Raw genomic sequence first — 25,521 nt, 5'->3', positions numbered from 1 at the left:
CCGGGAACAAGGGCGTCGCGGTAAGATTAGGGAAAACACGGGCTTTCGTAGGGCGGATAAGCTTGCGTCATCCGCCAGAATTAAGCAAAAACACCACTTCCCCCCGATAAAAAGAAGATGTTGCCAGCCGGGTCTGCCAGCTTTTATCCCATTCACCGTTTTGCACCAGGCCAATCTTAAATGGCACGCGCAACTTTAGCAGTGCGGGCAAATAGCGTTGATACTCCTTCACCGTGGTTTTACCCTGATAAGTCTGGATAACCAGCTCATCAATAGGCAGAGCATTGAGCTGTTGAATACTGCCCGTTTTTGCCCAATCCAGTAAACCGGTGACGCCAAGCGCAAAACGTTTATCCAGTTTATGGCGAACCCGTAACAGAAATTTTTGGTAGTCCTGCAAGCGGTAGGTTCCAGCATCAAAATCGATTTGCAAACCCACAACATGGTTCCCGGCTGCCGCCCACTTACCGGGTAAATCCAGCACGCTGTTGAGAATATCATCAGGTACATCAAGGGTGGTGGTGCGAACGGTTACCCACACGGATGGAAACGCGAGGGGAGAACGAGGTACCCCAAGCTTGATAAATTTGGCGCGGTTTTGACGAGAGACAATCTCACCCTGATGCAGGTACACCACTTGTGCATTCTGCAACGCGGGCTGTGAGCTGACCCCCGACCACAGCCAGTACGCCGTATATTCCTGATGTTTCGCTTCGCTGGGCATTGCTGGCGGCACAATAGTCGCCAGCAATAACAATAACGTTACCAGTAATAGCTGAGCAGTTTTTCCCACTGGTTACCTTTGTATTTGGTTTTCAATACGGTAAACCAATGTTTACGTGTTTCTGGTTTCACCTCTTCACCGCCACAGTCGTTGTAACCAGACGGGGAATAGCACATCACCGCCCGGTAAAGCGCATAGGTCTTATCTTCGGGTTCCGCTTTCGGATCGTTAATTATCTGCTGATAATAGGCCTGGCGATCCGGAGAGTTGCTTAACGCAGGTTTTGCTATCGCATCGCCCAGTAAGTCATTGCCACCGCCTTCCGCTTCCGTATCAATGTGTGCCGCGGTGTTGCGGAAAAACTCACCCAGGCAATTAAGTGCATGCGCGTCGGTTTTTCTTGCGATGAGTGTTTTCACCGTGTCATCCAGCGAGGCACAGAAATAACCCTTCTCGGCCCGCTCCCCATTCCAGTTAAAGATATCGAGATTGACATCATTGAACGCTTCAAGGGTGACTGGCTTAGTGATATGGCGACGTAGCGACTTATCCGTGTCGTAGCCTTCATAGTCACCCACCATCAGGTCGCGCATCAGCAGCGTATGTAGCGCGATGGTTTTCTCTTCATCATTTACCCCGTGGGTCGCCTGTTGTTGCAGCAGCGCTTTTGGCGCGGCAGTTTTCAGCACCAGCGAGCGATAACGCAGGTTTGTCACTGGACTGTCAGCGGCAAAAATAGCTTCTGGCTGCTGGTTGTTCACCATCACCGCCGCCAGATTCAGTTGTATATATTGCTGTTGTTCTACTGATTGAGTCAGACCAAGCAGATGTTTCCAGTGCGCCAGTGCCTCAGGCCACTGTTTCTGTGCTGCTAACGCGTCACCGTGCAGAACTTGCTGACTAAAGGTGAGTAGATCGCTGGAGGCTAACAAGTTGATAGAGGGGGTGGCTTCAATCACGGCGGCATAATTACCTTCATGATAGTAAAGCCAGGCGTTTTCCAAAAAGCTCCAGTACGGTTGCAACTCTGCGCTGGCAAATATCGGTTTCAGGCTATCAAGATTTTCGCGTGTCACCTCATACGACTTGTTCTGGCCTTGGTTATTCCGGAGCCAGCGTAACGTTTGGGTGAAAGTTAGCATCGGTGCCTGGGCGTCACTGATAAACGGCTCATAGTTACCGAAACTATCCCTGCTTTGGAATTTGTCATCCAGCTCAGAAATGACTTTATGCAATGAGTCTACGTCTGGTGCCTGGGCCAGGGCTTTTTCATATAACGGGGCCAGCTGTTGCCAGTCTTGTAAGTACCAGTTAATTCTGCGAAAAAGCCCGCGAGCGGAATCTGCATAACGCCCTTCAGGCCAGGTCGCTAAATAGGCATTGGCATAATCACGAGCTTCGCTTGCTGCGCCAGTATCGATTTTAGTGGCATCAAACATGCCGTATTCATCAGTCGCCTTGACGGTGCTTTTGTTGAGTGCAACGCGCATCAGCATATAGCTTGATGTTTCAGCGACCCACGGCTGGCTGCTTTTCTGCAAAGCGGTGAACAGGCTATTTGCTTCCACAAAATCGCCAAGGTAAAAGACATTCGCCCCACGGAGATAATCAGAGAAAGCTGCCGTATGGGAGCCAGGTTCGATATCGAAAGCTTCAACCGGGAGGCGGCTATCCGCTTTGTCATAAGAGTTCAGAAAAATATTACCTCGCCATACAGCCAGATGATGACGGTCTTCTGGTTTTATCGTTGGGTCATCAAGCAGTGCCGCGAAGAATTGCTCTACAGATTGCAGGTTATTGGAAATATGGCGGTTTTCTGCGTCTTGATCGTGTTCCCAGGAGGAGGTATCGACGCCTAATGTTTGCGACATTTTGCTGAATGAGGTTTCAGCGACAGGGGCGGGTGTGGTGTTCTCAGTAGAGGGGGTTGCTGTTGGATGAGGTAGATCGTTGTAGCCGATAAATCCAAAGTGATAGCTTCTGCTGCGGGTAAAATCAGGAGGCACGGGCAGGCGAGGTAACGCCAGATTTTTGCGTGCTCCTTCAAGTTGGATCAAATTCACACGCGTATCGTTATCAATATTCAGCCAGGGTACACCGTTAAGCGGGCAATCATCTTGCCATCCACAGCCAAAATCATCATAGGAAGCCTGCGCGTTAAACGTTGTAGCCGCCGTTAACCCGACCAGGGCCATCGCCATCTTATGATTAATTTTCATTGCCTCTGAACATCCTTTTACATGATGAAGGTGCTGACAACAGCATTCTGAAAAACCATACAGAGTATACAGGCTATTATTTAAATGCTTCACCCTCAAAAATAGGTGTAGTCGTGCGGCATTTTCCCCTGAAGATGGTTATATGTTTTGGAAAAAACATCCCAATCATTAAATACTCTTCATCTATGTGAAATCACAGAAGAAAGCTGCTACCTTTTAAGGGGTAGCATTAAATATTACGCAATCACAAATCAAGACTGTTTCATGCTTAGCCGGGTATTAATAAGAAAAAAAGATGGAGCTAAGACCGCAGGTGCCTATATATTGGCTCGAAATATCGTTGTTTTTCCAAAATTGAATAATAAAAAATGGAATTATAACGTTATGTAATTATTCATGGTTTATGAAGTCAATAAACCTTATTCATTGAGTTATTCACACATCAAATACAAATGTCTTATAAATCATGAGTATCGTAATGAAAAATTATGATGATTTGCAGCGTTTCAAAGATAAGACGCGTACAGGCTCTATCGACTTCAAAGATATGTCGGCGCAAAATCAGCAGTTATCGGACAGTAACTGGACGATAATCAAACAGTTAATGCATACCGAAGGCGATGACTCCGTGCTTTCCCATGCCGAAAGTATTTCCGTGCCAGCACCGCAAGCGGTAAAGGCTGATGAGTTCGATGCCAGCCATTTCAAGCCGCTGGTGGCGCAACCCATCAGCCAGTCAGCTTCTCAGGGCTCAATTCTCGACAGCCTGAACAGCGCGCTGCCAGAAAACAAAACCGAGTTATTTCAACCTGAGCAAAGCAAACACACTACCGCGACGCTGTTTGAACAACTGGCACCCGTCACCGCGCAGCCAGAACCGGTCATTGAACCGTTAAAAGAACCAATAAAAGAAACCGTAAAACCTGCCGCTGTCGCTGCGCCGCAGGGCTACGAACCGGTAAAAACAGAACCCGTGCGTTTTGACAAATTGTTCGCAGCAAAAGGGAGTACGGCGCGCAACCATCCCGCTAAAGACTTACCGCTGCAACCGTTGCTGGAGATGATCGCTTCATGCCGCTAGTGTGTGTGTGCTCGCCAAAAGGCGGGGTAGGAAAAACCACAGTTACCGCCAATCTGGCGTATGCGTTGGCTCGCGCAGGTAGCAAGGTGTTAGCCATTGATTTTGATGTGCAAAACGCGCTGCGTTTGCATTTTGGCGTGCCTTTATCTGATGGCCGTGGCTATGTGGCTAAAGCTATCGAATCGGCAGACTGGAGCCAGTCGGTTTTGACTGCCGGCAGCAATATGTTCGTGCTGCCGTATGGTGATGTCAGCGAAGAACAGCGCCTTGAATTTGAGCAGCGCCTGAGCACCGACAACCATTTCCTGATGCGTGGATTAAGCACTTTGCTTAACTACCCGGGCCTGGTCATTATTGCCGATTTCCCACCAGGCCCAAATCCGGCGTTAAAAGCGGTTTCGCGACTGGCTGACCTGCATCTGGTGACCATGCTGGCAGATACCGCTTCGCTATCATTGTTGCCGCATATTGAAAATCATCGTCTGATTGGCGAACCGCTAAACAATAAAGCCGGATACTATTTTATCCTCAACCAGAGTGACAACCGCCGCCATATAAGCCGCGATGTCACGGCATTTATGCAGCAGCGTCTTGGCGATCGTCTGCTTGGCGTTATTAACCGCGATGAAAGTGTGGCGGAAGCCAATGCTTCTCAGCAATCAATATTCGATTTTAGTCCGGCTTCCGCTGCGGCTTTTGATATTGAACTTATCAGTAAGCGAGTCGCAGGTATTCTCGACATAAAAATTGGTGATGGCGCGGTACATACCGGCCTGAGAACGTCAAATTTCTGACAATCATCCAGGATGTCCTATGAAAAAGGTCCTGTTTTATTTACTGCTATTGGTGTTAGCGCCAATAGCAGTCCTGATCATCATTACGCCTATGGACAGCCAGAAGCAGTATATCTTTGGCTTTATCAGCCTGGCGATTCTGTTTTTATTAGGCTTCAGCAAAAAGCACAGCGTGTCGATAATCATGATGCTGGTTTCAGTCTTGATGTCGACGCGTTATATTTATTTTCGTGCTACCCAAACGCTGCACTTTAATTCCGAAATAGAGGCCATCCTCGGTATAGGGTTATTTTTAGCCGAGCTGTATATCTGGGTCATCTTATTGCTGAGCTATTTGCAAACCTCGTTCCCATTAAAACGGGGGATTGTGCCGCTACCGGACGACACATCTAAATGGCCGACGGTCGATATTTATATTCCCAGCTATAACGAAAGCCTCGATGTGGTTCGCGATACGGTTCTGGCCGCGCAATGTATCGACTACCCGCGCGATAAAATCAAAATCTACCTGCTTGATGACGGTAAGCGGCGCGAGTTTGCGGTGTTTGCCGCCGATGTGGGCGTGGGCTATATCACGCGTAACGATAACTCACACGCCAAAGCCGGTAACCTCAACCACGCCATGAAACTCACTCACGGCGAGTTGATCACGGTCTTTGACTGTGACCACGTTGCGACGCGTATCTTCCTGCAAGCCACTGTAGGTGCATTCCTGAAAGACCCGAAACTGGCGCTGTTGCAGACACCACACTATTTCTATTCACCCGATCCGTTTGAACGTAACTTATCGGGCGGGCAAAACATCCCCAACGAAGGTTCACTGTTCTACGGCCCCATCCAGCAGGGGAACGATAACTGGAACGCCACTTTCTTCTGCGGTTCATGTGCCGTAATTCGCCGTAGTGCGCTGGAAGAAATCGGCGGATTTGCCGTGGAAACCGTGACCGAAGATGCGCATACCGCGCTGAAAATGCAGCGCCTGGGCTGGAAATCTGCCTTCCTGGATATTCCGCTGGCGGCGGGACTGGCGACTGAACGCCTGGTGCTGCACGTGATTCAGCGTACCCGCTGGGCGCGCGGCATGACGCAAATCTTCCGTATGGATAACCCGTTATTTGGCCGTGGCCTGACGTGGCAACAGCGTTGTTGTTACCTCAGTGCGATGCTCTATTTCCAGTTCGCTTTGCCGCGTGTGGCGTTCGTCACCGCACCGCTGGCGTACTTACTGTTTAACCTGAACATCATTCACTCCTCGGCAAGCCTGATCTTTGCTTACGCGTTGCCGCACCTGATCTTGAGCATTTATCTCAACTCGCGCATGAACGGGCGCTATCGCTACAGTTTCTGGGGCGAGATTTATGACATGGTGCTGGCGTTCCACCTGGTTCTGCCCACGGTTATCACCATGCTGTTCCCAAAACGCGGCAAGTTTAACGTCACGGATAAAGGTGCGCTGCTGAACGTGGGCTACTTCGATTTCAGCGTGGTGCGGCCTCATGTGATTATCGCGGTGTTGCTGGCGGTGGCGGTTGTCGCCGGGATTGTGCGTGCTTGTGCGCACGACTACTTTGGTGTTGACCCGAATGTTATCGCGCTGAACGTCGGCTGGGGGTTGTACAGCCTGGTGTTCCTGCTGGCGGCGATTGCCGTCGCCCGCGAAACGCGCCAGACGCGAAAAACCATCCGTATTGATGTTGAAGTCCCGGTGGTTATTCACTACGCCAGTGGAATATCTTCCCGTAGCAACACTATCGATTTGTCGATGGGCGGTTGCCAAATCGCAGTGCCGGATGACCGCCATCTCAATGATGAAATCGAAGAAATCGAGCTGCAACTGAAGTCCGGCTCTATCAGCATTCCGGTGAAAGTGATCGCTTGCGACGAGCAGGCCATTCGCCTGATGTTTGAAGAGATTCCACTGGACAGGCGTCGTGAACTGGTGCGTGTGGTTCTGGCGCGTGCCGATGCGTGGATTCGTCCGCCAAAACCGCAGGACAACCCGTTCCGTTCCCTGCTGATCATTATTCGTTGTGTGTTTGACCTGTTCTGGCTGACGTTCAAATCGCGCCGCGAAAACCGTCGCCTGCGCCAGGAAGAAGCCAAACGTATGGAAGAAGCCCGCGAGGACAACGTTGCATGAAAGGGATGAGTATAAAGCTTTGCCAGTTGTTGCTCGCGTTGACGGTTTTGGCCTCACCGGTTATGGCGGAAGACGCCACGACGGTGGAGTCACAAATTCCCCTGGATTTACCTGCACCCGACGCGGCCTTTGCGCCAGATGCTGCACCGGTATCGGAAACTGCACCAGCTCCGGCAGTGGATGCACCCACGCCATCGGTGTTTACGCCTGGCAACGTGAGCAGTATTACCGTGGCGCAAATGGGCCAACCACGTGGCGTTATGCTCAGCGGCGGGCAGTTGCAGGCGGGTATCGATTTCACGCTGCCGACCGATCAGGTCATCACCAACGCACAACTTTACCTGAACCTGAAAGTCTCTCCGGCGATGGCGGCGCGCAATACTACGCTGCAACTGATGATGAACGGTCAGCCTCTGGGAACGGTGCCGTTGGGTTCTGCCGATAGCGATGTGTCCAACTATCAGCTGGAAATCCCGGCGGCGATGGTGGTGTCGAGCAATAACATCAGCTTTAAAATCAACGATGGCGATGCCCTGCTGTGCCTGCGCGACCTGTCTGATAAATACCAGGTCACCATCATGCCGAACACGCGGTTGGATCTGGAAGGTCAGCAGCTCAATATCGGTGCCGATCTCAGCCATTTCCCGCGCCCGTTCTTTGACTCAATGCAGATGACTCCCGCTTCATTGGAGTTTGCTTTCCCGGCAAAAACGCTGCCTGAACAAGTGAGTGCGGCGGCGTTGGTTGCCTCCTGGTTGGGCATTGAGGCGGATTATCGCGGTATCTCCTTTAACGCGTTATCCGACAAACTGCCTGAGAAAAACGGCATTCTGTTTGGCAAGCCCGGCGAGCAGATTGGCGGTCTGACCTTGCCTGAAACCCAAAAACCGATGCTGCAAATCATCGATAACCCAGGCAACCCGGTTTATAAACTGTTGTTGGTGGTGGGCAATTCCGACCAGCAATTGCGCGCTGCGGCGTGGCGTTTAACGCAGGGGAAATTCCCTGGGCAAACCGCAAGCACTGCGGTAGAAAACCAGACAATCCCAGTGAGCAAAGCCTATGACGCTCCGCGCTGGATCTCCACTGAACACCCGGTGCGTCTGTCCGAGTTGATGCGTAAAGACCAAAGCCTGACGGCGACCGGCATCTGGCACGAGCCATTAAGCGTGGCATTCCGCGCGGCTCCGGATCTGTTCTTGTGGGATGGCGACACCATCCCGGTGAAAATCGGCTATCGCTTCCCGACGGAAAACTGGATTGATGAAGAACGTTCTTACCTTTCCCTGACGCTCAACGGCACTTTCCTGCATAACTTGCCGGTGAATAAGCAAGGCGCGCTGGAAACGCTGTGGCGCAAAGTGGGCGGCGATGCGCGCCAGGAAGAGTACAACCTGGCGCTGGAGCCGTACCTGATTTACGGCGACAACCAGTTGTCGCTGTACTTCAACATCCAGACCAAAGAATCGGCACCGTGTAGCGTGCTGCTCAATAACAACATTAAGAGCCGTATCTCCGACGATTCATGGATTGATTTGAGCAAAACGCGTCACTTCTCGTTGCTGCCAAACCTTTCTTACTTCGTGGGTGCGTCGTTCCCGTTCTCCCGCTTTGCTGACTTTGCCCATACCGTGTTGATGCTGCCAGAAAACCCTGGCGAGGCTGAAATCAGCACGCTACTGAATATGGCTGCCCGTTCGGGTAATGCAACCGGCACCTCGTTAAACAACAACACGGTGATGTTTGGCGTGCCAACGGCGGGCGCAAACTTGCAACGCCTTGAACATAGCCACGTGCTTTCCGTTTCGACCATCAATCAAAGCGCGTTTAACAAAACGCTGCTGGCACAGTCGCCGTTTAACAGCAACGAGCATTCGTTCGGCGTCCGTGAACGCTCAATCTGGCAAAAAATACAGCACTGGATTGAAGGTGACTGGGGATCGAAAGGCATTGCGGCTGACCGCTATTTCTCATCTAACGAAGCGTGGCGTGGGTTTGTCAGCTTCCGCTCGCAGTGGAACCCTGACCGTGTGGTGGTGATGGCGATTGGCAGTACCGACGAACAGCTTTCGCGGCTGCAGACCGACTTAAGTTCTTCGCGCATCAACGCCGGTATTCGTGGCGATGCCGCCATCATTACTGATGAAAACGGGGTGCGTAGCTTCCGTGTTGGACAACAGTTCCCGAGCGGCCAAATGCCGTGGTACATGATGGTGGTCTGGTATGCCAACCAGCATTCAGCGTTGCTGGCCATTTTAGGTTTGTTGTTCGCCTCGGTTATTGGTTTGAGCTTGTACGCCCTGTTGAAAAAACGCGCGCATAAACGTCTTAATCCTCAGGATGATGGTAAGTAAAGGTGGTGCTCAATGAGTCATAAAAACAAAAACGCCCGCCGCTTGTTAACTCTGTGCTTCTTTGGCGGCCTGGCGTTTAGCGCGACCGCTGCGGAAAACAACCCGGCGTTAAAAGCGTTGTTTGACCAGGCCAATTACTGGCATGAAAAGTCACATGACGAGCTGGCAAAAGACGCGTTGCAGAAAGTGTTGATGGTTGATGCCAATAACACCCAGGCGATGTACCTGATGGCGCTGTGGGCACAGCAAGCCGGGGATATTAAAGGTGCCGCCCAATGGCGCGAACGCCTGGCTTCTGTTTCGCCACAAGACGGTAATTTGCAGGCGCTGGATAACGCTAAACAGATTCAGCAAATCCCGCGTGGGCAGCTGGATTTAGCGCGTCAGCAGGCGCGCAGCGGCAATATTCCCGCCGCGCTCGCCACCTGGCGCAGTTTGTTTAATGGCGACCAGCCGCCGCCGAGCCTCGCGCCAGAATATTACCTGACGATGGCGGGCGACAAATCGCTGTATCCGCAAGCGGTGGCTGGTTTACGCCAGTTTGCCGCGCAAAATCCGCAGGACAACGGCGGGCGTATTGCGCTTGGTAAAGTGCTGACCTACCAGGATGCCACGCGTCGTGAAGGCATGGACATCCTGCAAAATATGGCGAGCGGTAGCCAGGATGCCGATAAAGCCTTGCGCCAGGCGCTGTTGTGGCTCGGCCCAACTGCCAGCGACGAGCAGTATTATCAAACCTTCCTGCAACGCCATCCGAAAGATACGGTGGTGCAAGAGCACTACCGTAAAAGTGTTGGCGGTGCCGCAAAAGGCGAAGGGTTTAACGCGCTCAATAGCGGCAACACCGAAGTGGCAAAAAACCAGTTTGAACAAGTGCTGCAAAACAACCCGCAAGACGCCGATGCACTGGCCGGGATGGGCTACATCGCGCAGCGTAAAGGCGATTACACCGCCGCCGCAGAATACCTGAATCGCGCCGCCAGGCAGGGTGGCGATCAATCTGGCGAGCGCAAACAACAAGCCGATGACGCCGAGTTTTACGGGCAACTGGCGAGCGCTCAGGCAGCATTCAAACAGGGCAATATTAGCCAGGCCCTGGCGCTCAGCGCACCTCTGGCGCAGCAAAGCGGTGAACGTGGAAATGCTGCGAAGTTATTCCGTGCGGATGTCCAGCGCCATAACAAAGATTACGCCGAGGCAGAGCAGACTTTACGCAGTATTTTGAGCGAACAACCGAATAATGGTGCCGCGCGCGAAAACCTCTATTACGTGTTGCGTGAGCAGAATAAAACCGCCGAAGCGCAAGCGATGCTGCAAACCCTGCCTGCCAGTTTGCAGGCCAAATTGCAGCCGCGCGTTTCTGGCGGTAATCCAGCCGATCCGCTGCGCCGCCAGGCACAGCAGGCCGCGGCAAATGGCAACCCGCAACAAGCCATCGCTATTTTGCAGCAGGGCGTGGCGCGTTATCCGTCCGACCCGTGGCTGCGTCTTGATTTAGCGCGCCAGCTCCAGAAACAGGGGCGTCGTGACGAAGCCAGCAATGTGATGGCGGCTTCTTTCCGGCCAAACGCCTCCAATACAGAACTGTACGCGGGGGCATTGTTTGCCAGCGAAAACAATGCCTGGCAGCAATCACAAACTTTATTGTCGCGTATTCCCGCGTCCAGCCAGACCAGCGACATGCGCAGCCTTGCGGCACGTGTGAACTACAATCTGCAAATGTCGGTAGCGGAACGCTACCTCGCGCAGGGCGATACGGTGGCGGCGGCGAATACCTTAAAAGCGCTGGCGATGCGCCCGCCGCAAAGCCCGGCAGATGCGGGAAAACTGGCAAAAATGCTGGCGCAAACCGGCGATGTCAGCACGGCGGTAACGATTGTGCGCGACAATATGCGCCGTGGCGTGCAGGGCAACGCCGGTGATTATGGCGACCAGATTGCAGTGCTGAACCAGGCCGGGCTGGGGCGTGAAGCGCAGGCGTTTCTGGCGAATCCAGAATTGCAGTCGCGCAGCACACCAACGCAGCTTGCCAGCGTTCGCAATGGCTACGTGATCAACGAAGCTGACCAACTGCGTACCCAGGGCAATTATGCGGCGGCGTACGATAAACTTATCCGCGCGATGCAGAACGACCCGCAAAACACCGACCTGATGTTTGCGATGGCGCGTCTGTATCAGTCCGGCAAAATGAACAAAGAAGCGGGCGTGGTTTACGACTACCTGATGACGCGTGACACGCCGCAACAAGATGCGCGCGCGGGTGCCATCGACGTGGCGCTCGCCAGTAAAGACGTCGATAAAGCGAAACAGCTGGCCACCGGGTTGCGCAACGATGAAACGCCGGATCGCCTGCTGTTACTGGCGCGCGTGGCCGAAGCCGATGGCAACCACCAGCAGGCGATGGGCTACCTGCGCACCGCGCGTGGCAAACTGCTTGGCCTGCAAGGAGCCGAAAGCGGAACCGCGCCAACGCTCGGAGGCCTGGCATTAGCCGATAACCCGTTCACCCCGAAAACCTCCGTCGCCCCACAAGCCACCGCCGCTAACTCGCTGTATGGCGAAGCGATGCCGTGGCAAGTCGCACAGCTGGCGCGTAATCCACAAACCGCACCGCCGGGTACCACGCGTACCGATCTGCCGGTCGAGACGGCACAGGCAGGCACCTTGCGCCAGGTGGATAACATGATGGAACAGCTGACCGACAAAACCGCCACCTGGGCGCGTGGTGCGGTGGCTGTGCGTGGGCGAGATGGCGAAAGCGGTCTGAGTAAACTCACCGAAATCAAAGCGCCATTGCAGTGGTCGACGGTGCCGTTTGGCGACTCACGTTTAGATCTTAACGTTACGCCAATCAGCCTGAATGCGGGCAGCTCGTCTGACGAATCCAGTCGCCGCTTTGGTACCGGCGCGTTGATTCAGGGGCAGGTTGGCGAGGAGCTGTATAACGCCTCGACCACCACGCCGCCAGAACTGCCAAATATCGACAAGATAAAAGTGCCTTCACAAGGCTCGCAAAGTGCTGCGGGTGTGGAAGTTGGGATGGCGTTAACCGGCGAACAGTACAAACTCGACGTGGGCTCCACGCCGTTAGGCCAGGATTTAAATACCGTGGTCGGTGGTGTGCAGTGGTCGCCACAATTAACCGATTACCTGAAATTGATTCTGACCGGCGAACGACGTGCCGTGGTCGACAGCCTGCTTTCTTATGTCGGTGTGGAAGACAAATACAGCGGCAAAAAATGGGGCCAGGTCACCAAGAACGGCGGTAGCGCGCAACTGAGCTACGACGATGGCGATGCGGGTTTCTACGCGGGTGTGGGTTTGTATAACTACATTGGCGAAAACGTACCGAGCAACGGCAATGTTACCGGGAATGCTGGCGTTTATATTCGCCCGTTCCATGCTGATGACCGCGAACTGAAAACCGGTATCAGCATGACGTATATGGATTTCTCGAAAAACCTCAGCTATTTCAGCTATGGGCAAGGCGGTTACTTCAGCCCGCAAGACTATATCAGCGTCTCCTTCCCGGTGGATTACACCCAGAAGTTTAATAACTGGGATATGTCGGTGGGCGCATCGTTGGGTTATCAGTCCTATAGCCAGAATCAAAGCCCGTACTTCCCGACCGATTCGGCGATGCAGGCGCAACTGGAAAATTACGTCGCCAACGGCTTTGCGAAAGAAGCGTGGTACAGCGGCAGTAGCGAAAGCGGCATTGGCTATAATCTGCGTGCCGCAGCCGATTACAAAGTTAACAAAGACATGACGATTGGTGGTCAGGTGGGTTATGACACCTTTGGTGATTACAACGAAAGTACCGCACAGCTCTACTTCCGTTACCTGCTGGGGAATAATTAATCATGAATGACGCGCAGTTGTTGCAGTACTTTCAGAATCAGCAGACCCAACCGGGCTGGTTCTCTTTGCTCCACATCATGATTGATAGCATGGTGGCGAATGCGGGTGAAGAAGAAAGCCGCCCGTTTCTGATGCAAATGGGTGACACGCTGGCGGCACGTCACCCATTAGCATTAGCGCGAACTGTGGGCGAACTCGAATCACAGATAAATGTTCAGCTCGCCCGTTTCAACTGGGGCTATATTGATATCGAAGCCAGCGAAACGGCGATGCTCATTCGCCACATGGCTTTACCTGTTCCCGCAGACGAAGCGCAGCAAGTTTCCTGGAGTCACGCATTTAGCGCTGTTCTGGAAGGTGTCTACGCTCGTTGGTTACGCGATCAGGGCGGTAAACCGCATGTGTCGCTGTGGCGCGAGTCTTCACCGTCAGCAACAGTGGTACACTTTCGATATCAAAATAGTCGATGAGGTGCTTTGATGTTGCAGCGATGCAAAACGCTGATAGTGGCAGTTGTTGCCTTGTTCTTCTGCCAGCAAGCGCTGGCTGACACTGCCTGGGATAGCTATAAATCCCGTTTTTTAATGCCCGATGGCCGCATTGTCGACACCGGGAATAAAAACGTCAGCCACACCGAAGGCCAGGGTTTTGCCATGATGATGGCCGTGGCTAACGACGACCGTGCCAGTTTCGATAAAATGTGGAACTGGACGCGAAAAACGCTGAAAAACCCCGATAATGGTCTGTTCTACTGGCGATATAACCCCGTTGAAGCACAACCGATCACCGATAAAAACAACGCCGTCGATGGCGATACTTTTATCGCGTGGGCGCTGTTAAAAGCGGGCAACAAGTGGCAGAACCCCGATTATCTGAAAGAATCAGATGCCATCACTAAGGCGTTGGTTGCCCACAACGTTATCCGTTTTGCCGGTTACCAGGTGATGTTACCTGGCGCTAACGGTTTTAACCTCAACAGTTATGTGAATCTCAACCCCTCTTACTTTATCTTCCCGGCGTGGCAGGATTTCGCTAACCGCAGCCATTTAACGGTGTGGACGGATTTGATTAACGATGGGCAGAAACTGTTGGGGAAAATGCACTTTGGCGAGCCTCAGCTCCCGTCTGACTGGGTTTCATTGTATTCCGATGGGCGTACTGTTCCGGCAAAACAATGGCCAGCGCGCTTTAGCTACGATGCGATTCGCGTTCCGCTGTATGTGTATTGGTTTAATCACAGCAGCCCAGAGTTACAGGCTTATAAAACCTGGTGGGGGCGTTATCCACGTGAGAAAACACCAGCCTGGGTGAACGTCACCACTGGCGATACCGCGCCGTATATGATGGATGGCGGGTTACTGGCGGTGCGTGATTTAGTGTTCCAGCCGGGGAGCGTTGCACAGCCGCAAATTACGGCGCAGGAGGATTATTATTCTGCGAGTTTGAAGATGCTGGTGGCGTTGTCGGTACGGTGATTTTTTTGCCATCACCCTGGCAATTTTGTCAGGGTGAGATCTGTAAGCCTCTCTGATTCTCCGTTCACCTGTGCGTTCAGTTATCTCTTTAATTACAGAAAACGGTGAACGTATCAAGGGGTTAACGCCAACCCCTTGATAATCCAGGCGCCCGGCAAATCAATCGCCGCTAAAGCGGTAAACACCGTTTTTCACCCAACATTCGGGGTCGTTCGCGACCCGTTCCCGACGATCGCTCTCTCACGTGGTTCCCGACCACGTGACCCCGACTGAAGGGTAAAAAACGGCGCGATTGAAGCCGGGGACAAGGTCAAAACCGTTCTGGCCTTTGACTTTGAATTTCGGGTCCGGCTTAAATCGCCTCCATTTTGACTCCAGGTGGCAGGGTCCAGCCGTCGGGAACGGCTGGAGGGCGCGATCGTCTGGAACGAATCGCAACCGACCCTGACACGGAGGCAAAATGGAGGTTTACCGCTTGCGGCGATTTATTTGCCGGGAGTCCGGGTTCTTAGGGTGGCGACGGTGGCCACCCTAAGACGTTCACCGGTTCCGTGGTGACATAAATACACTTTCGCCTGGTGAACGGAACCTTCTTCGAACCGGCAGGAAACACCCTTCAAAGATGTGACTAAGAGATAGTCCTCAGGGAGAAGGCCTGGACGAGGGTTGTTTTCTCGAGGCGCTTTCCAAAATTCCCCCCCGCAATCTGGCAGCACCGAAAAAAACCGCCAGCATCCATACCACGCTGCATGCAGATTCGGTTTCTCAAGCCTAAAACCCACCACAATGCAGTATACTCAGCCATGTCTATTTAGGGCTTAGTTTTTGCGGAGTGTCAGTTTGCGAGTCAGTCGTTCATTAACGATTAAACAGATGGCAATGGTGTCAGCCGTTGCTTTACTGTTTATTTTTATTTTTATCGTGGTGCAGCTTTTTCACTTTGTGCAGCAAAGCCGCTACGACACAGCAAGCCAGATGGAGAAAATCGCCCATTCGGTGCGTATTCCGCTGTCTGAAGCTATCCTGAAAGCGGATATTCCCCAGGCTGAGTACATCCTGAGTCAAATTCAACCTTCTGGCATTATCAGCCGGGCGGATGTAGTACTGCCGAATCAATTCCAGGCGTTGCGCCAAAGATTTACCCCGGAACGCCCGATTCCCGTCTGGATTGCACGCCTGTTCGAACTCCCGGTTCAAATATCCCTACCGCTTTATTCACTGGAACGCCCGGCAAATCCGCAGCCGCTGGCTTATCTTGTGCTGCAAGCTGACTCCTGGCGGATGTACAAATTCATCATTAGTACGATTTCGACGTTGCTGACGACATATCTGCTGCTGGCGCTCATTTTGTCGGTTGCGATCAGTTGGTCGATAAACCGTTTGATTGTTCATCCACTGCGTAAAATTGCCCGTGAGCTCGATAGTTTAACCCCGCACGATGCGGCGAACCATCAACTCAATCTACCTCCTCTTCACCACGATGATGAGATAGGCATGCTGGTGCGCAGCTATAACCGTAATCAACAAATGTCGCAGCGCTTACATGAAGAAATGAGCGCGATGAGCACCCGAAACACAGTTACCGAGTTGCCAAATAAGGCGTTGTTACTGGCGTTGCTTGAACAACTAACGGCAAGCGATAACAAGAATGCGTTGATCGTGATTGCCAGCGAAACTTTGCAGGATACTGCCGGGGTGCTGAACGAGGAGCAGCGTGAAATGCTGCTGCTGACGCTGGTCGAGAAAATTAAAGGTGTTCTGCCACCGAATATGGTGCTGGCGCAGCTCAGCGGCAACGATTTTGGCATTATTGCCCATGGCGTTCAGGATGCCTGGCAGGCAATGGCACTGGCGAAGCAAATTCTCGCGGTGCTGAACGAAAAGTTACCGATTCACTCGATTTCCCTCAAACCGACGGCCAGCATCGGCATTGCGATGTATCACGGGGGTTTGACCGCAGAACAGCTGTATCGCCGCGCCGTTTCCGCCGCGTTTTCTGCCCGTCGCCATGGCAAAAATCAGATTCAATTCTTTGACCCTGAACAGATGGCCATTGCGCAACGCTATTTGACGCAAGAGCAGGATTTACTGACGGCATTAGAAAACCAGCAGTTTGCTATTTGGCTACAACCGCAGGTCAATTTGCGCACCCGTGAAGTCGTCAGCGCGGAAGTTTTACTGCGCATGCAGCAGCCTGATGGTAGCTGGGGTTTGCCGGAAGGCTTGATTGAGCGTATCGAAGATAGCGGTTTGATGTTCACAATTGGTAACTGGATCCTTGAAGAGTCTTGCCGTGTGCTGGCGGGCTGGCAAAGCCAGGGTGTCACCATGCCGCTGTGTGTGAATATCTCTGCGCATCAGTTACTGCACGAGGAAATGGGTTCGTCACTGCTGGAATTAATGGCGCGCTATCGTATCCAGCCAGGGATGTTAATTCTGGAAGTCACGGAAAGTCATAATATTGATGATCCGAAAAAAGCGGTCAGTATTTTGCGTCCGTTGCGCAAAGCAGGGGTGCGCATCGCACTGGATGATTTTGGCATGGGTTATGCCAGCCTGCGTCATTTACATCACCTGAAATCGTTGCCGGTGGATGTGCTGAAGCTCGACAAGAGTTTTGTGGATGGCTTGCCGGAAGATAACACCATGGCGGGGGTGATTATCGGTATGGCGAACACGCTGGGTCTGAAACTGGTGGCGGAAGGAATTGAAAACCAGGCGCAGTGCGACTGGTTGTTGAACGCCGGTGTGAGCATTGCTCAGGGTTATCTTTTCTCCAGGGCACTGACTCTTAAAGAGTTTGATGCCAGGTATTTATCCAGCGCTAATCAGTAAATTAGTTGTTGCAAATGTTATTGGGCTGGCGCGAGTCAGCTCAATTATTTAACAATTTTGTTTACAAATAAGCGCTGTGTCACTTCTGAGCGTTTTTGAGAGTGGTATTTTTGCTTCCGCAGGCCGAGGTCATCTACCTAAATCCTGGTACTGCGGAATATCTACCTCTCAAGGACACGCTATGAAACTCTCTCTTTTTAAAAGCCTCTACTTCCAGGTCCTTACGGCGATAGCCATCGGTATCCTGCTGGGTCATTTTTACCCGGAATTAGGCGCGCAGATGAAACCGCTCGGCGATGCGTTCGTTAAACTGATTAAAATGATTATCGCGCCGGTTATCTTCTGTACGGTCGTCACCGGCATTGCAGGCATGGAAAGCATGAAAGCCGTGGGGCGCACGGGCGCTGTGGCACTGCTTTACTTCGAAGTGGTCAGCACCATCGCGCTGATCATCGGCCTGATCGTGGTTAACGTCGTCCAGCCAGGGGCTGGGATGAACATCGACCCGGCAACGCTTGATGCCAAAGCTGTCGCCATGTATGCCGAACAGGCACAACAACAAGGTGTGGTGGCCTTCTTGCTGGATGTGATTCCTGGTAGCGTGATTGGCGCATTTGCCAGTGGCAATATCCTGCAAGTGCTGCTGTTTGCGGTACTGTTTGGTTTTGCACTGCACCGTCTTGGTCAAAAAGGCCAGTTGATTTTCAACGTGATTGAAAGCTTCTCGCAGGTCATTTTCGGCATCATCAACATGATCATGCGCCTCGCGCCAATCGGTGCTTTCGGTGCTATGGCGTTCACGATTGGTAAATATGGCGTCGGCTCGTTGGTGCAGCTCGGCCAGTTGATTATCTGCTTCTACATCACCTGTATCCTGTTTGTGGTGCTGGTGTTGGGCAGCATCGCGCGGGTGACAGGTTTCAGCATCTTCAAATTTATCCGTTACATTAAAGAAGAGCTGCTTATCGTACTGGGTACTTCTTCGTCTGAATCCGCTCTGCCAAGAATGCTCGATAAAATGGAGAAACTCGGTTGCCGTAAGTCGGTAGTCGGGCTGGTGATTCCAACCGGATACTCGTTTAACCTCGATGGCACCTCAATTTATCTCACCATGGCAGCGGTGTTTATCGCGCAGGCCACCAACACCCATATGGATATTGTCCATCAAATCACACTATTGGTGGTGTTGCTGCTCTCCTCTAAAGGCGCTGCAGGTGTGACAGGGAGTGGTTTCATCGTGCTGGCGGCAACCATTTCAGCGGTGGGCCATTTGCCACTTGCGGGTCTGGCGTTGATTCTCGGTATCGACCGCTTTATGTCTGAAGCGCGTGCGCTGACAAACCTGGTCGGTAATGGCGTGGCAACGGTTGTCGTGGCGAAGTGGGTGAAACAGTTGGATGAGAAGCAACTGGTAGAAACGCTCAATAATCCAAACTCTGCGAAAAAAGTGAACGAAATCTCTTCTTAATCCCCTCAATTGCCCACGGCGACTTGCCCTCGCTGTGGGCTACTGCGCATAATTGACCCTTGAGCCAAAATTTTTGGCGTTTTTTTTCATTTTAAAAGTGACGTTTGCGCGAAGATGCGGTCAAACGGAGTGGTGAATTATCACCGTGGCGGCTTTTTTGCGTAATCTTTTGTCGCCATTACACTTTTTAATCAGGATTGTTTTTCCAGGGGTTAACATGCAGGGCACCAAAATTCGACTCTTAGCTGGCGGATTGCTGTTGGTCGCCGCCGCCAGTAATGTGCAGGCAGAAGCACTACAGCCCGATCCAGCCTGGCAGCAAGGTACGCTGGCCAATGGTTTTCAATGGCAAGTCCTGGCCACACCTCAACGCCCAAGCGATCGTATTGAAATTCGTCTGTTGGTGAATACCGGCTCATTGAATGAGACCACCCAGCAGAGCGGCTTTAGCCATTTCTTACCGCGCATGGCACTGACACAAAACGGTAGCTTGCAGCCATTGCAGGTACGTTCACTATGGCAGCAAAGTGTGGACCCGCAGCGTCCGCTGCCTCCAGCCGTTGTTTCGTATGACTTCACGTTGTTTAATCTTAGCCTGCCTAATAACCGCAATGATTTACTCAAAGAAGCGATAGCTTATCTGGCGGAAACCACCGGTAAAACGTCGATCACCCCGGAAACGGTGAACGTTGCGCTGCAAACTCAGGATATGGTGACAACCTGGCCGATGGACACCAAAGACAACTGGTGGCGCTATCGCTTGCAAGGTTCCTCGCTGTTGGGCCATGACCCGGCAGAAGATCTCAAGCAGCCGGTTGATAACGAACAACTCAACGAGTTCTACAAGAAGTGGTACACCCCGGATGCGATGACCTTGATTGTGGTGGGTAACGTCGATAGCCGTAGCGTTGCCGATCAAATCAATAAAACGTTTGGCACCCTGACGGGCAAACGTGAAACGCCTGCTCCGGTTGCGACTCTTTCTCCGCTCAAGCGTGTTCCTGTGAGTTTAATGACTGACAGTGTGAGCCAGGACAGGCTCTCACTGATGTGGGACAACGCCTGGCAGCCTATTCGTGAATCGTCTGCGATGCTGCGTTACTGGCGTGCCGATCTCGCCCGTGAGGCTCTGTTCTGGCATGTGCAGCAGAACCTTAGCAAGCAGAACATCAAGGATCTTAACCTGAGCTTCGAGTGTCGCGTGTTGTATCAGCGTGCGCAGTGCGGCATCAACCTTGCGTCACCTAACGATAGACTGAATGCGAATTTGGCGAGCGTCAGCAAAGAGCTGGTTAACGTGCGTGATAAAGGGCTGTCGCAGCAAGAGTTTGATGGGTTAATTGCGCAGAAAAAAGCGGAACTTGCCAAGTTGTTTGCCACTTACGCGCGTACCGACACCGATGTGTTGATCAGCCAGCGTATGCGTTCGCTGCAAAACCAGGTGGTCGATATCGCTCCGGAACAGTATCAGAAACTGCGCGGGGATTTCCTGAACAGCCTGACATTAAGCTCGCTGAACCAGGATTTACGCCAGCAACTGTCGCAAGAAATGGCTTTAGTGCTGTTGCAGCCAAAAGGCGAACCTGAGTTCAACATGAAGGATCTGCAAGCGACGTGGGATAAGGTGATGGTGCCAGCTAAAGCACTGCCGCTGACTGATGAACCTAAGCAGGAAGTTTCTTCGGATACGCCGCAGGCGCAGTAACGCCCTAGCCCTCTCCCTCATATACACATCTTTGAGGGGCGCTTCCTGCCGAGCCGGAGAAGGTTCCGTTCACCAGGCGACAGCGTGTTTATGTCGCGACTGAACCGGTGAACGTCTTAGGGTGGCCACCGTCGCCACCCTAAGAACCCGGACTCCCGGCAAATAAATCGCCGCAAGCGGTAAACCTCCATTTTGCCTCCGTGTCAGGGTCGGTTGCGATTCGTTCCAGACGATCGCGCCCTCCAGCCGTTCCCGACGGCTGGACCCTGCCACCTGGAGTCAAAATGGAGGCGATTTAAGCCGGACCCGAAATTCAAAGTCAAAAGCCAGACCGGTTTTGACCTTGTCCCCGGCTTCAATCGCTCCGTTTTTTACCCTTCAGTCGGGGTCACGTGGTCTGGAACCACGTGAGAGAGCGATCGTCGGGAACGAATCGCGAACGACCCCGAATGTTGGGTGAAAAACGGTGTTTACCGCGTTAGCGGCGATTGATTTGCCGGGCGCCTGGATTATCAAGGGGTTGGCGTAAACCCCTTGATACGTTCACCGTTTTCTGTAATTAAAGAGATAACTGAACGCACGGGTGAACGGAAAATAAGCGAGGCTTACAGATCTCACCCTGACAAGATAGCCAGGATGAGTTGTGTACAAGAGACAGCCCACAGGGAGAGGGCCGGGTGAGGGTTGCCTTAAGAAGGCATCGCCTCTTTCGGGATAATCGCCCCGCGATACTGAATCACGGTACTCGCCGTCAAATGCCCGCGTTTTGCCGCTTCTTCAGCACTACCACCAGTCAAACGTATCGCCAGATAACCCGCGCTGAAAGAGTCACCAGCCGCTGTGGTATCGATAACTTTTTCTTTCGGTAATTTTACCGCTGGCACTTCTAACATCGGCTCGCCCTGAATCGCCACCAGGCAAGACTCTGCGCCGCGCTTGATGACCACTTCACGCACGCCAGCTGCCTGAGTACGGTGAATCACTTCTTCAACCGGCTTCGCGCCCCACAGCAAATCTTCGTCATCCAAAGTCAGGAACGCGATGTCAGTGCAGGTCAGCATTTGCTGGTAAACCTGTTGCGTCTCTTCACGGCTGGCCCACAGGCGCGGACGGTAGTTGTTATCGAAGATAACCTTGCAACCGTTAGCGCGGCACTGAGTCAGCAGCGCCATCAGCTTTTCACGGCTCGCCGCGTTGAGGATTGCCAGGCTAATCCCGCTTAAATACAGGTAATCGAACTGAGCCAGCTCTGCGCAAATCGCCTGAGCTTGCTCGCTCTCCAGCCAGAAACGGGCTGCGGCTTCGTTACGCCAGTAATAGAAAGTACGCTCGCCGGTTGAATCAGTTTCGATGTAATACAAGCCTGGTAAACGGTGCTCCAGGCGCTGTGTCAGCTCGGTGTGAACGTTTTCTTGCTGCCATGCGTCGAGCATTTGTTGGCTGAAGTTATCTTCACCCAAAGCCGTGACGTAATGGACTTCTAGCTCGTTTGCATCGACCTGGCGGGCGATATAAACGGAAGTATTTAGGGTGTCGCCACCAAAGCCGCGGCTAACTTCCGCACCTTTTTGCGACAGTTCAATCATACATTCACCGATAACGGCGATTTTGCGCGTTGGCATAGCAGTAAACCTGAATTGATGAAATTACCGCTAGTTTGCTGGTCGGCTAAAAACGAGTCAAACAATTTAAAACGATGTTTCGGAAAACTTTGAGCTAAGGCAGTTTATTGCCAATGTGAACCAACTCTCTTTCATTAAGGTTGTACTCAAAGCGAACATAAAGTTCTCATGCGCTACGCCGATAACTTGACGATGGGCCATCCGAGTTATCAAGGTAAACAGGACGTACATGATGAAGTTTAATCAGATCACTCACCGGCTGAATACGCTTGAGGCGAGTGTCGAAAGTTTGCAGGAGCGGCGGTTCTGGTTGCAGTGCCAGCGGCAGTACACCTTCCAGCCGATCTACAAAATCGATGGTCGATTAATGGCGATAGAACTGCTGACGGTGGTCACGCACGCGGATGAGCCGGAGGTGCGTATTGCCCCGGATCGCTACTTTTCATCTGTCTCCAGTCGCACGCGCTTGATGGTCATCGAAGAGCAACTCAATTTGCTGCGCAGTTGGGAATCCATCTTCCTTGGCTATGGCATTTTAGCGTCGGTGAATGTCGATGGCCCGACTCTTGTGGCAATGAAGCATCATCAGTCGATTCTAAGGCTTATCAACAAAATGCCGTGGGTGCGCTTTGAACTGGTGGAGCACATCACCCAACCGCAAGCCGTGACACTGGCAGGAATGCACGAATTCGGCCCGCTGTGGCTGGACGATTTCGGCACCGGTGTTGCCAACTTTTCTGCTTTAAGCGAGATGCACTACGACTACATCAAAGTCGCGCGTGACTTGTTCATCATGCTGCGCACCAGCGACGAAGGCCGGAATTTATTCAACATGTTGCTGCAATTGATGAATCGCTATTGTAAAGGCGTCATCGTCGAAGGTGTCGAAACTGAAGCGGAATGGCGCGCTGTGCAAAACTCCCCCGCGTTTGCGGCACAAGGCTATTTCCTCTCCCGTCCCGTTCCATTTGAACAGTTAGAGAGCGTACTAACTCGCCTGTCCTGATGCCGTTTTGGTCACGCTCAACTATCTTTAGTTAAAGCGAGCCACATCAGGAGAAGGTAAAAGGCATGACTAAAACTGGAAAGGTCGCCAGCGGTGTCGTCGGGGGTTTATTGTTGTTGGTTGTGGTGGCAATCATTGTGATTGCGACGTTCGACTGGAATCGGCTCAAACCGACTATCAACCAAAAAGTCTCGACAGAGCTGAATCGGCCCTTCGCCATTCGTGGCGATTTAGGCGTGGTATGGGAGCGTAACAAAGAAGAAACCGGCTGGCGCAGTTGGGTGCCGTGGCCGCATGTTCACGCCGAAGATATTATTCTGGGCAACCCGCCGGATATTCCTGAAATCACTATGGTGCATCTGCCGCGCGTAGATGCCACGCTTGCACCTCTCACGCTGCTCACTAAAACCGTTTATATCCCGTGGATCAAGCTGGTTCAGCCCGATGTGCGAATCATTCGGCTGTCGGAAAAAAACAATAACTGGACGTTCAACCTCGCCAGTAGCGCAGCGCAAGATCCCAATCAACCGCCGTCAGCGTGGTCGTTCAAAATGGACAATATTCTGTTCGATAAAGGCCGCATCGCTATTAACGACAAACTCACTAAAGCAGAGATGGAAATCCTCGTTGATCCACTTGGCAAACCGTTACCGTTTAGTGAAATACAAGGGCACAAACCCAAAGGCAAAGATGCCGCAAAAGCCGGAGATTATGTCTTTGGCCTGAAAGTTCGTGGGCGCTACAACGGCGAGCCGATAGAAGGCTCCGGTAAAATTGGCGGTATGTTAGCGCTGCGCAGCGAAGGCGAAACCGCCTTTCCGGTGCAGGCCGACGTGCATTCTGGTAACTCACGCGTGGCGTTTATCGGCACCATCAACGACCCGATGAAAATGGGTGGTGTCGACCTGCAACTGAAGTTCTCCGGTGATTCGCTGGGCAACCTCTACGATCTGACCGGTGTGTTATTGCCGGATACGCCACCGTTTGAAACTGACGGGCATTTACTGGCAAAAATCGATGCAGAAAAAGGCTCGGTGTTCCGCTATCAGAACTTTAACGGACGTATTGGCGACAGCGACATTCATGGCTCGCTCACTTATTCGCAAGGCAAACCGCGGCCGAAACTGGAAGGCGACCTTGAATCTAAACAGCTTCGGCTGGCCGATTTAGGCCCGTTGATTGGCGTGGATTCCGGCAAGGGCGCGCAACAAAGCAAAAAGGCGGAACAAGCCAAAGGCGAGAAAACCGTGCAGCCGGGCGACAAAGTTCTGCCGTATGACCGTTTCGAAACCGCCAAGTGGGACGTAATGGATGCTGACGTGCGCTTTAAAGGCGGGCGCATCGAACACAGCGGCACGCTGCCGCTCAGCAATCTCACCACGCATGTGATCCTTAAAAATGCCGACTTACGCCTGCAACCGCTAAAATTCGGCATGGCGAACGGCACCATCAGCGCCAACATTCACCTTGATGGCAACAAGAAGCCGATGCGCGGAGAAGCGGATATTCAGGCGCGTCGCTTGCAGCTCAAACAGCTGATGCCAAAAGTGGAATCGATGCAGAAAACCCTCGGGGAACTGAACGGTGATGCGGATTTGCGGGGTCGTGGTAACTCCATTGCGGAGCTGTTGGGCAGCAGCGATGGCAACCTGAAATTGCTGATGAACGACGGGTTAATCAGCCGCAACCTGATGGAAATTGTCGGCCTGAACGTCGGGAACTACGTCGTCGGGCAAATCTTTGGTGATGATGAAGTGCGGATTAACTGTGCGGCGGCGAACCTTGATTTACGCGGCGGCGTGGCGACGCCACGTATTTTTGCCTTTGATACCGAAAACGCGCTGATCAACGTCACCGGCACCACCAACTTTGCCAGCGAACGGCTCGATTTAACCATTGATCCTGAAAGCAAAGGGGTGCGAATTCTGACATTGCGCTCGCCACTTTATGTGCGCGGCACGTTTAAGAACCCGGATGCCGGGGTGAAACCCGGCCCATTGATTGCCCGTGGCGCGGTGGCTGCGGCACTGGCAACGCTGGTGACGCCAGCCGCCGCACTGCTGGCGATGATCTCGCCTTCCGAAGATGGCGGCAATCAGTGCAGCCGTATTTTGGGGCAGATGAGGAAGTGACATTTCCCCCTCACCCAGGCTGTCTCTTATACACATCTTTGAGGGACGGTTCCTGCCGAGCCGGAGAAGGTTCCGTTCACCAGGCGACAGCGTGTTTATGTCGCG

General features: G+C 52.6%; 15 protein-coding genes. 12 read left to right on the top strand and 3 right to left on the bottom strand.

The genetic code is table 11. The annotated features are described in order from the left end of the window. Nucleotides 1–67: 67 nt before the first annotated feature. A complete protein-coding gene (locus tag EC843_RS20785) occupies nucleotides 68–793 on the bottom strand; it encodes a DUF3142 domain-containing protein (protein WP_064542170.1) in 726 nt (241 codons plus the stop codon). After that, on the bottom strand, nucleotides 763–2,919 hold the full coding sequence (locus EC843_RS20780) for a hypothetical protein (RefSeq protein WP_133523028.1): 2,157 nt from the start codon (nucleotides 2,917–2,919) through the stop codon (nucleotides 763–765). The genes EC843_RS20785 and EC843_RS20780 overlap by 31 nt, the downstream gene beginning before the upstream one ends. A gap of 502 nt (nucleotides 2,920–3,421) precedes the next feature. On the opposite strand from EC843_RS20780, the gene bcsO reads away from it, so the two are divergent. From bcsO to EC843_RS20730, 10 genes are all read left to right on the top strand, one after another. Then, nucleotides 3,422–4,024, top strand: coding sequence for a cellulose biosynthesis protein BcsO (gene bcsO / locus EC843_RS20775; protein WP_166642087.1), 603 nt, complete (start codon nucleotides 3,422–3,424; stop codon nucleotides 4,022–4,024). Next, entirely contained in the window at nucleotides 4,015–4,818 is an 804-nt protein-coding gene (gene bcsQ / locus EC843_RS20770; protein ID WP_133523002.1) for a cellulose biosynthesis protein BcsQ, read from the top strand. The genes bcsO and bcsQ overlap by 10 nt, the downstream gene beginning before the upstream one ends. Nucleotides 4,819–4,837: 19 nt before the next feature. Further along, nucleotides 4,838–6,958, top strand: coding sequence for a UDP-forming cellulose synthase catalytic subunit (gene bcsA / locus EC843_RS20765; protein WP_064542179.1), 2,121 nt, complete (start codon nucleotides 4,838–4,840; stop codon nucleotides 6,956–6,958). Then, on the top strand, nucleotides 6,955–9,312 hold the full coding sequence (gene bcsB, locus EC843_RS20760; protein ID WP_133523001.1) for a cellulose biosynthesis cyclic di-GMP-binding regulatory protein BcsB: 2,358 nt from the start codon (nucleotides 6,955–6,957) through the stop codon (nucleotides 9,310–9,312). The genes bcsA and bcsB overlap by 4 nt, the downstream gene beginning before the upstream one ends. Before the next feature lie 12 nt (nucleotides 9,313–9,324). Beyond that, the gene (locus tag EC843_RS20755; RefSeq protein WP_133523000.1) at nucleotides 9,325–13,173 is read left to right on the top strand and encodes a cellulose biosynthesis protein BcsC; all 3,849 of its coding nucleotides are present in this window, start codon (nucleotides 9,325–9,327) and stop codon (nucleotides 13,171–13,173) included. A gap of 2 nt (nucleotides 13,174–13,175) precedes the next feature. After that, nucleotides 13,176–13,643 (top strand): cellulose biosynthesis protein BcsD, encoded by a 468-nt coding sequence (gene bcsD / locus EC843_RS20750; protein WP_064542188.1) that lies wholly within the window; start codon nucleotides 13,176–13,178, stop codon nucleotides 13,641–13,643. 9 nt (nucleotides 13,644–13,652) lie between these two features. Further along, nucleotides 13,653–14,648 (top strand): glycosyl hydrolase family 8, encoded by a 996-nt coding sequence (locus EC843_RS20745; RefSeq protein WP_064542192.1) that lies wholly within the window; start codon nucleotides 13,653–13,655, stop codon nucleotides 14,646–14,648. 840 nt (nucleotides 14,649–15,488) lie between these two features. Beyond that, on the top strand, nucleotides 15,489–17,483 hold the full coding sequence (hmsP, locus tag EC843_RS20740; protein ID WP_064542208.1) for a biofilm formation regulator HmsP: 1,995 nt from the start codon (nucleotides 15,489–15,491) through the stop codon (nucleotides 17,481–17,483). 181 nt (nucleotides 17,484–17,664) lie between these two features. After that, nucleotides 17,665–18,951: a dicarboxylate/amino acid:cation symporter gene (locus EC843_RS20735; protein ID WP_064542210.1), complete on the top strand. Its 1,287-nt coding sequence runs from the start codon at nucleotides 17,665–17,667 to the stop codon at nucleotides 18,949–18,951. Between the two features lie 217 nt (nucleotides 18,952–19,168). Continuing rightward, nucleotides 19,169–20,656, top strand: a complete 1,488-nt coding sequence (locus tag EC843_RS20730; protein ID WP_064542213.1) for a pitrilysin family protein — start codon at nucleotides 19,169–19,171, stop codon at nucleotides 20,654–20,656. Between the two features lie 689 nt (nucleotides 20,657–21,345). On the opposite strand, the gene EC843_RS20725 is transcribed toward EC843_RS20730, so the two are convergent. Continuing rightward, nucleotides 21,346–22,278 carry a sugar kinase gene (locus EC843_RS20725; RefSeq protein ID WP_133522999.1) on the bottom strand — a complete coding sequence of 311 codons (933 nt, stop codon included), beginning with the start codon at nucleotides 22,276–22,278 and terminating at the stop codon, nucleotides 21,346–21,348. A 232-nt stretch (nucleotides 22,279–22,510) separates the two neighbouring features. Here EC843_RS20725 and pdeH point away from each other — a divergent pair, with 232 nt between their 5' ends. After that, on the top strand, nucleotides 22,511–23,284 hold the full coding sequence (pdeH, locus tag EC843_RS20720; RefSeq protein ID WP_064542219.1) for a cyclic-guanylate-specific phosphodiesterase: 774 nt from the start codon (nucleotides 22,511–22,513) through the stop codon (nucleotides 23,282–23,284). 65 nt (nucleotides 23,285–23,349) lie between these two features. Continuing rightward, nucleotides 23,350–25,416: an AsmA family protein gene (locus tag EC843_RS20715; RefSeq protein ID WP_064542221.1), complete on the top strand. Its 2,067-nt coding sequence runs from the start codon at nucleotides 23,350–23,352 to the stop codon at nucleotides 25,414–25,416. The last annotated feature ends 105 nt before the right edge of the window (nucleotides 25,417–25,521 follow it).

The sequence above is a fragment of the Buttiauxella sp. JUb87 genome, from assembly GCF_004361975.1.
GTDB lineage: Bacteria > Pseudomonadota > Gammaproteobacteria > Enterobacterales > Enterobacteriaceae > Buttiauxella > Buttiauxella ferragutiae.
The sequence above is the reverse complement of the archived record's forward strand: the minus strand, read 5'-3'. Positions and strand labels throughout refer to the sequence as shown.

What these genes read in the sequence shown, in the direction of transcription:
- EC843_RS20780 (WP_133523028.1), bottom strand. Translation starts at nt 2,919, where the DNA reads ATGGCCCTGGTCGGGTTAACGGCGGCTACAACGTTTAACGCGCAGGCT.
- bcsO (WP_166642087.1), top strand. Translation starts at nt 3,422, where the DNA reads ATGAAAAATTATGATGATTTGCAGCGTTTCAAAGATAAGACGCGTACA.
- bcsQ (WP_133523002.1), top strand. Translation starts at nt 4,015, where the DNA reads ATGCCGCTAGTGTGTGTGTGCTCGCCAAAAGGCGGGGTAGGAAAAACC.
- bcsA (WP_064542179.1), top strand. Translation starts at nt 4,838, where the DNA reads ATGAAAAAGGTCCTGTTTTATTTACTGCTATTGGTGTTAGCGCCAATA.
- bcsB (WP_133523001.1), top strand. Translation starts at nt 6,955, where the DNA reads ATGAAAGGGATGAGTATAAAGCTTTGCCAGTTGTTGCTCGCGTTGACG.
- EC843_RS20755 (WP_133523000.1), top strand. Translation starts at nt 9,325, where the DNA reads ATGAGTCATAAAAACAAAAACGCCCGCCGCTTGTTAACTCTGTGCTTC.
- bcsD (WP_064542188.1), top strand. Translation starts at nt 13,176, where the DNA reads ATGAATGACGCGCAGTTGTTGCAGTACTTTCAGAATCAGCAGACCCAA.
- EC843_RS20745 (WP_064542192.1), top strand. Translation starts at nt 13,653, where the DNA reads ATGTTGCAGCGATGCAAAACGCTGATAGTGGCAGTTGTTGCCTTGTTC.
- EC843_RS20735 (WP_064542210.1), top strand. Translation starts at nt 17,665, where the DNA reads ATGAAACTCTCTCTTTTTAAAAGCCTCTACTTCCAGGTCCTTACGGCG.
- EC843_RS20730 (WP_064542213.1), top strand. Translation starts at nt 19,169, where the DNA reads ATGCAGGGCACCAAAATTCGACTCTTAGCTGGCGGATTGCTGTTGGTC.
- EC843_RS20725 (WP_133522999.1), bottom strand. Translation starts at nt 22,278, where the DNA reads ATGCCAACGCGCAAAATCGCCGTTATCGGTGAATGTATGATTGAACTG.
- pdeH (WP_064542219.1), top strand. Translation starts at nt 22,511, where the DNA reads ATGAAGTTTAATCAGATCACTCACCGGCTGAATACGCTTGAGGCGAGT.
- EC843_RS20715 (WP_064542221.1), top strand. Translation starts at nt 23,350, where the DNA reads ATGACTAAAACTGGAAAGGTCGCCAGCGGTGTCGTCGGGGGTTTATTG.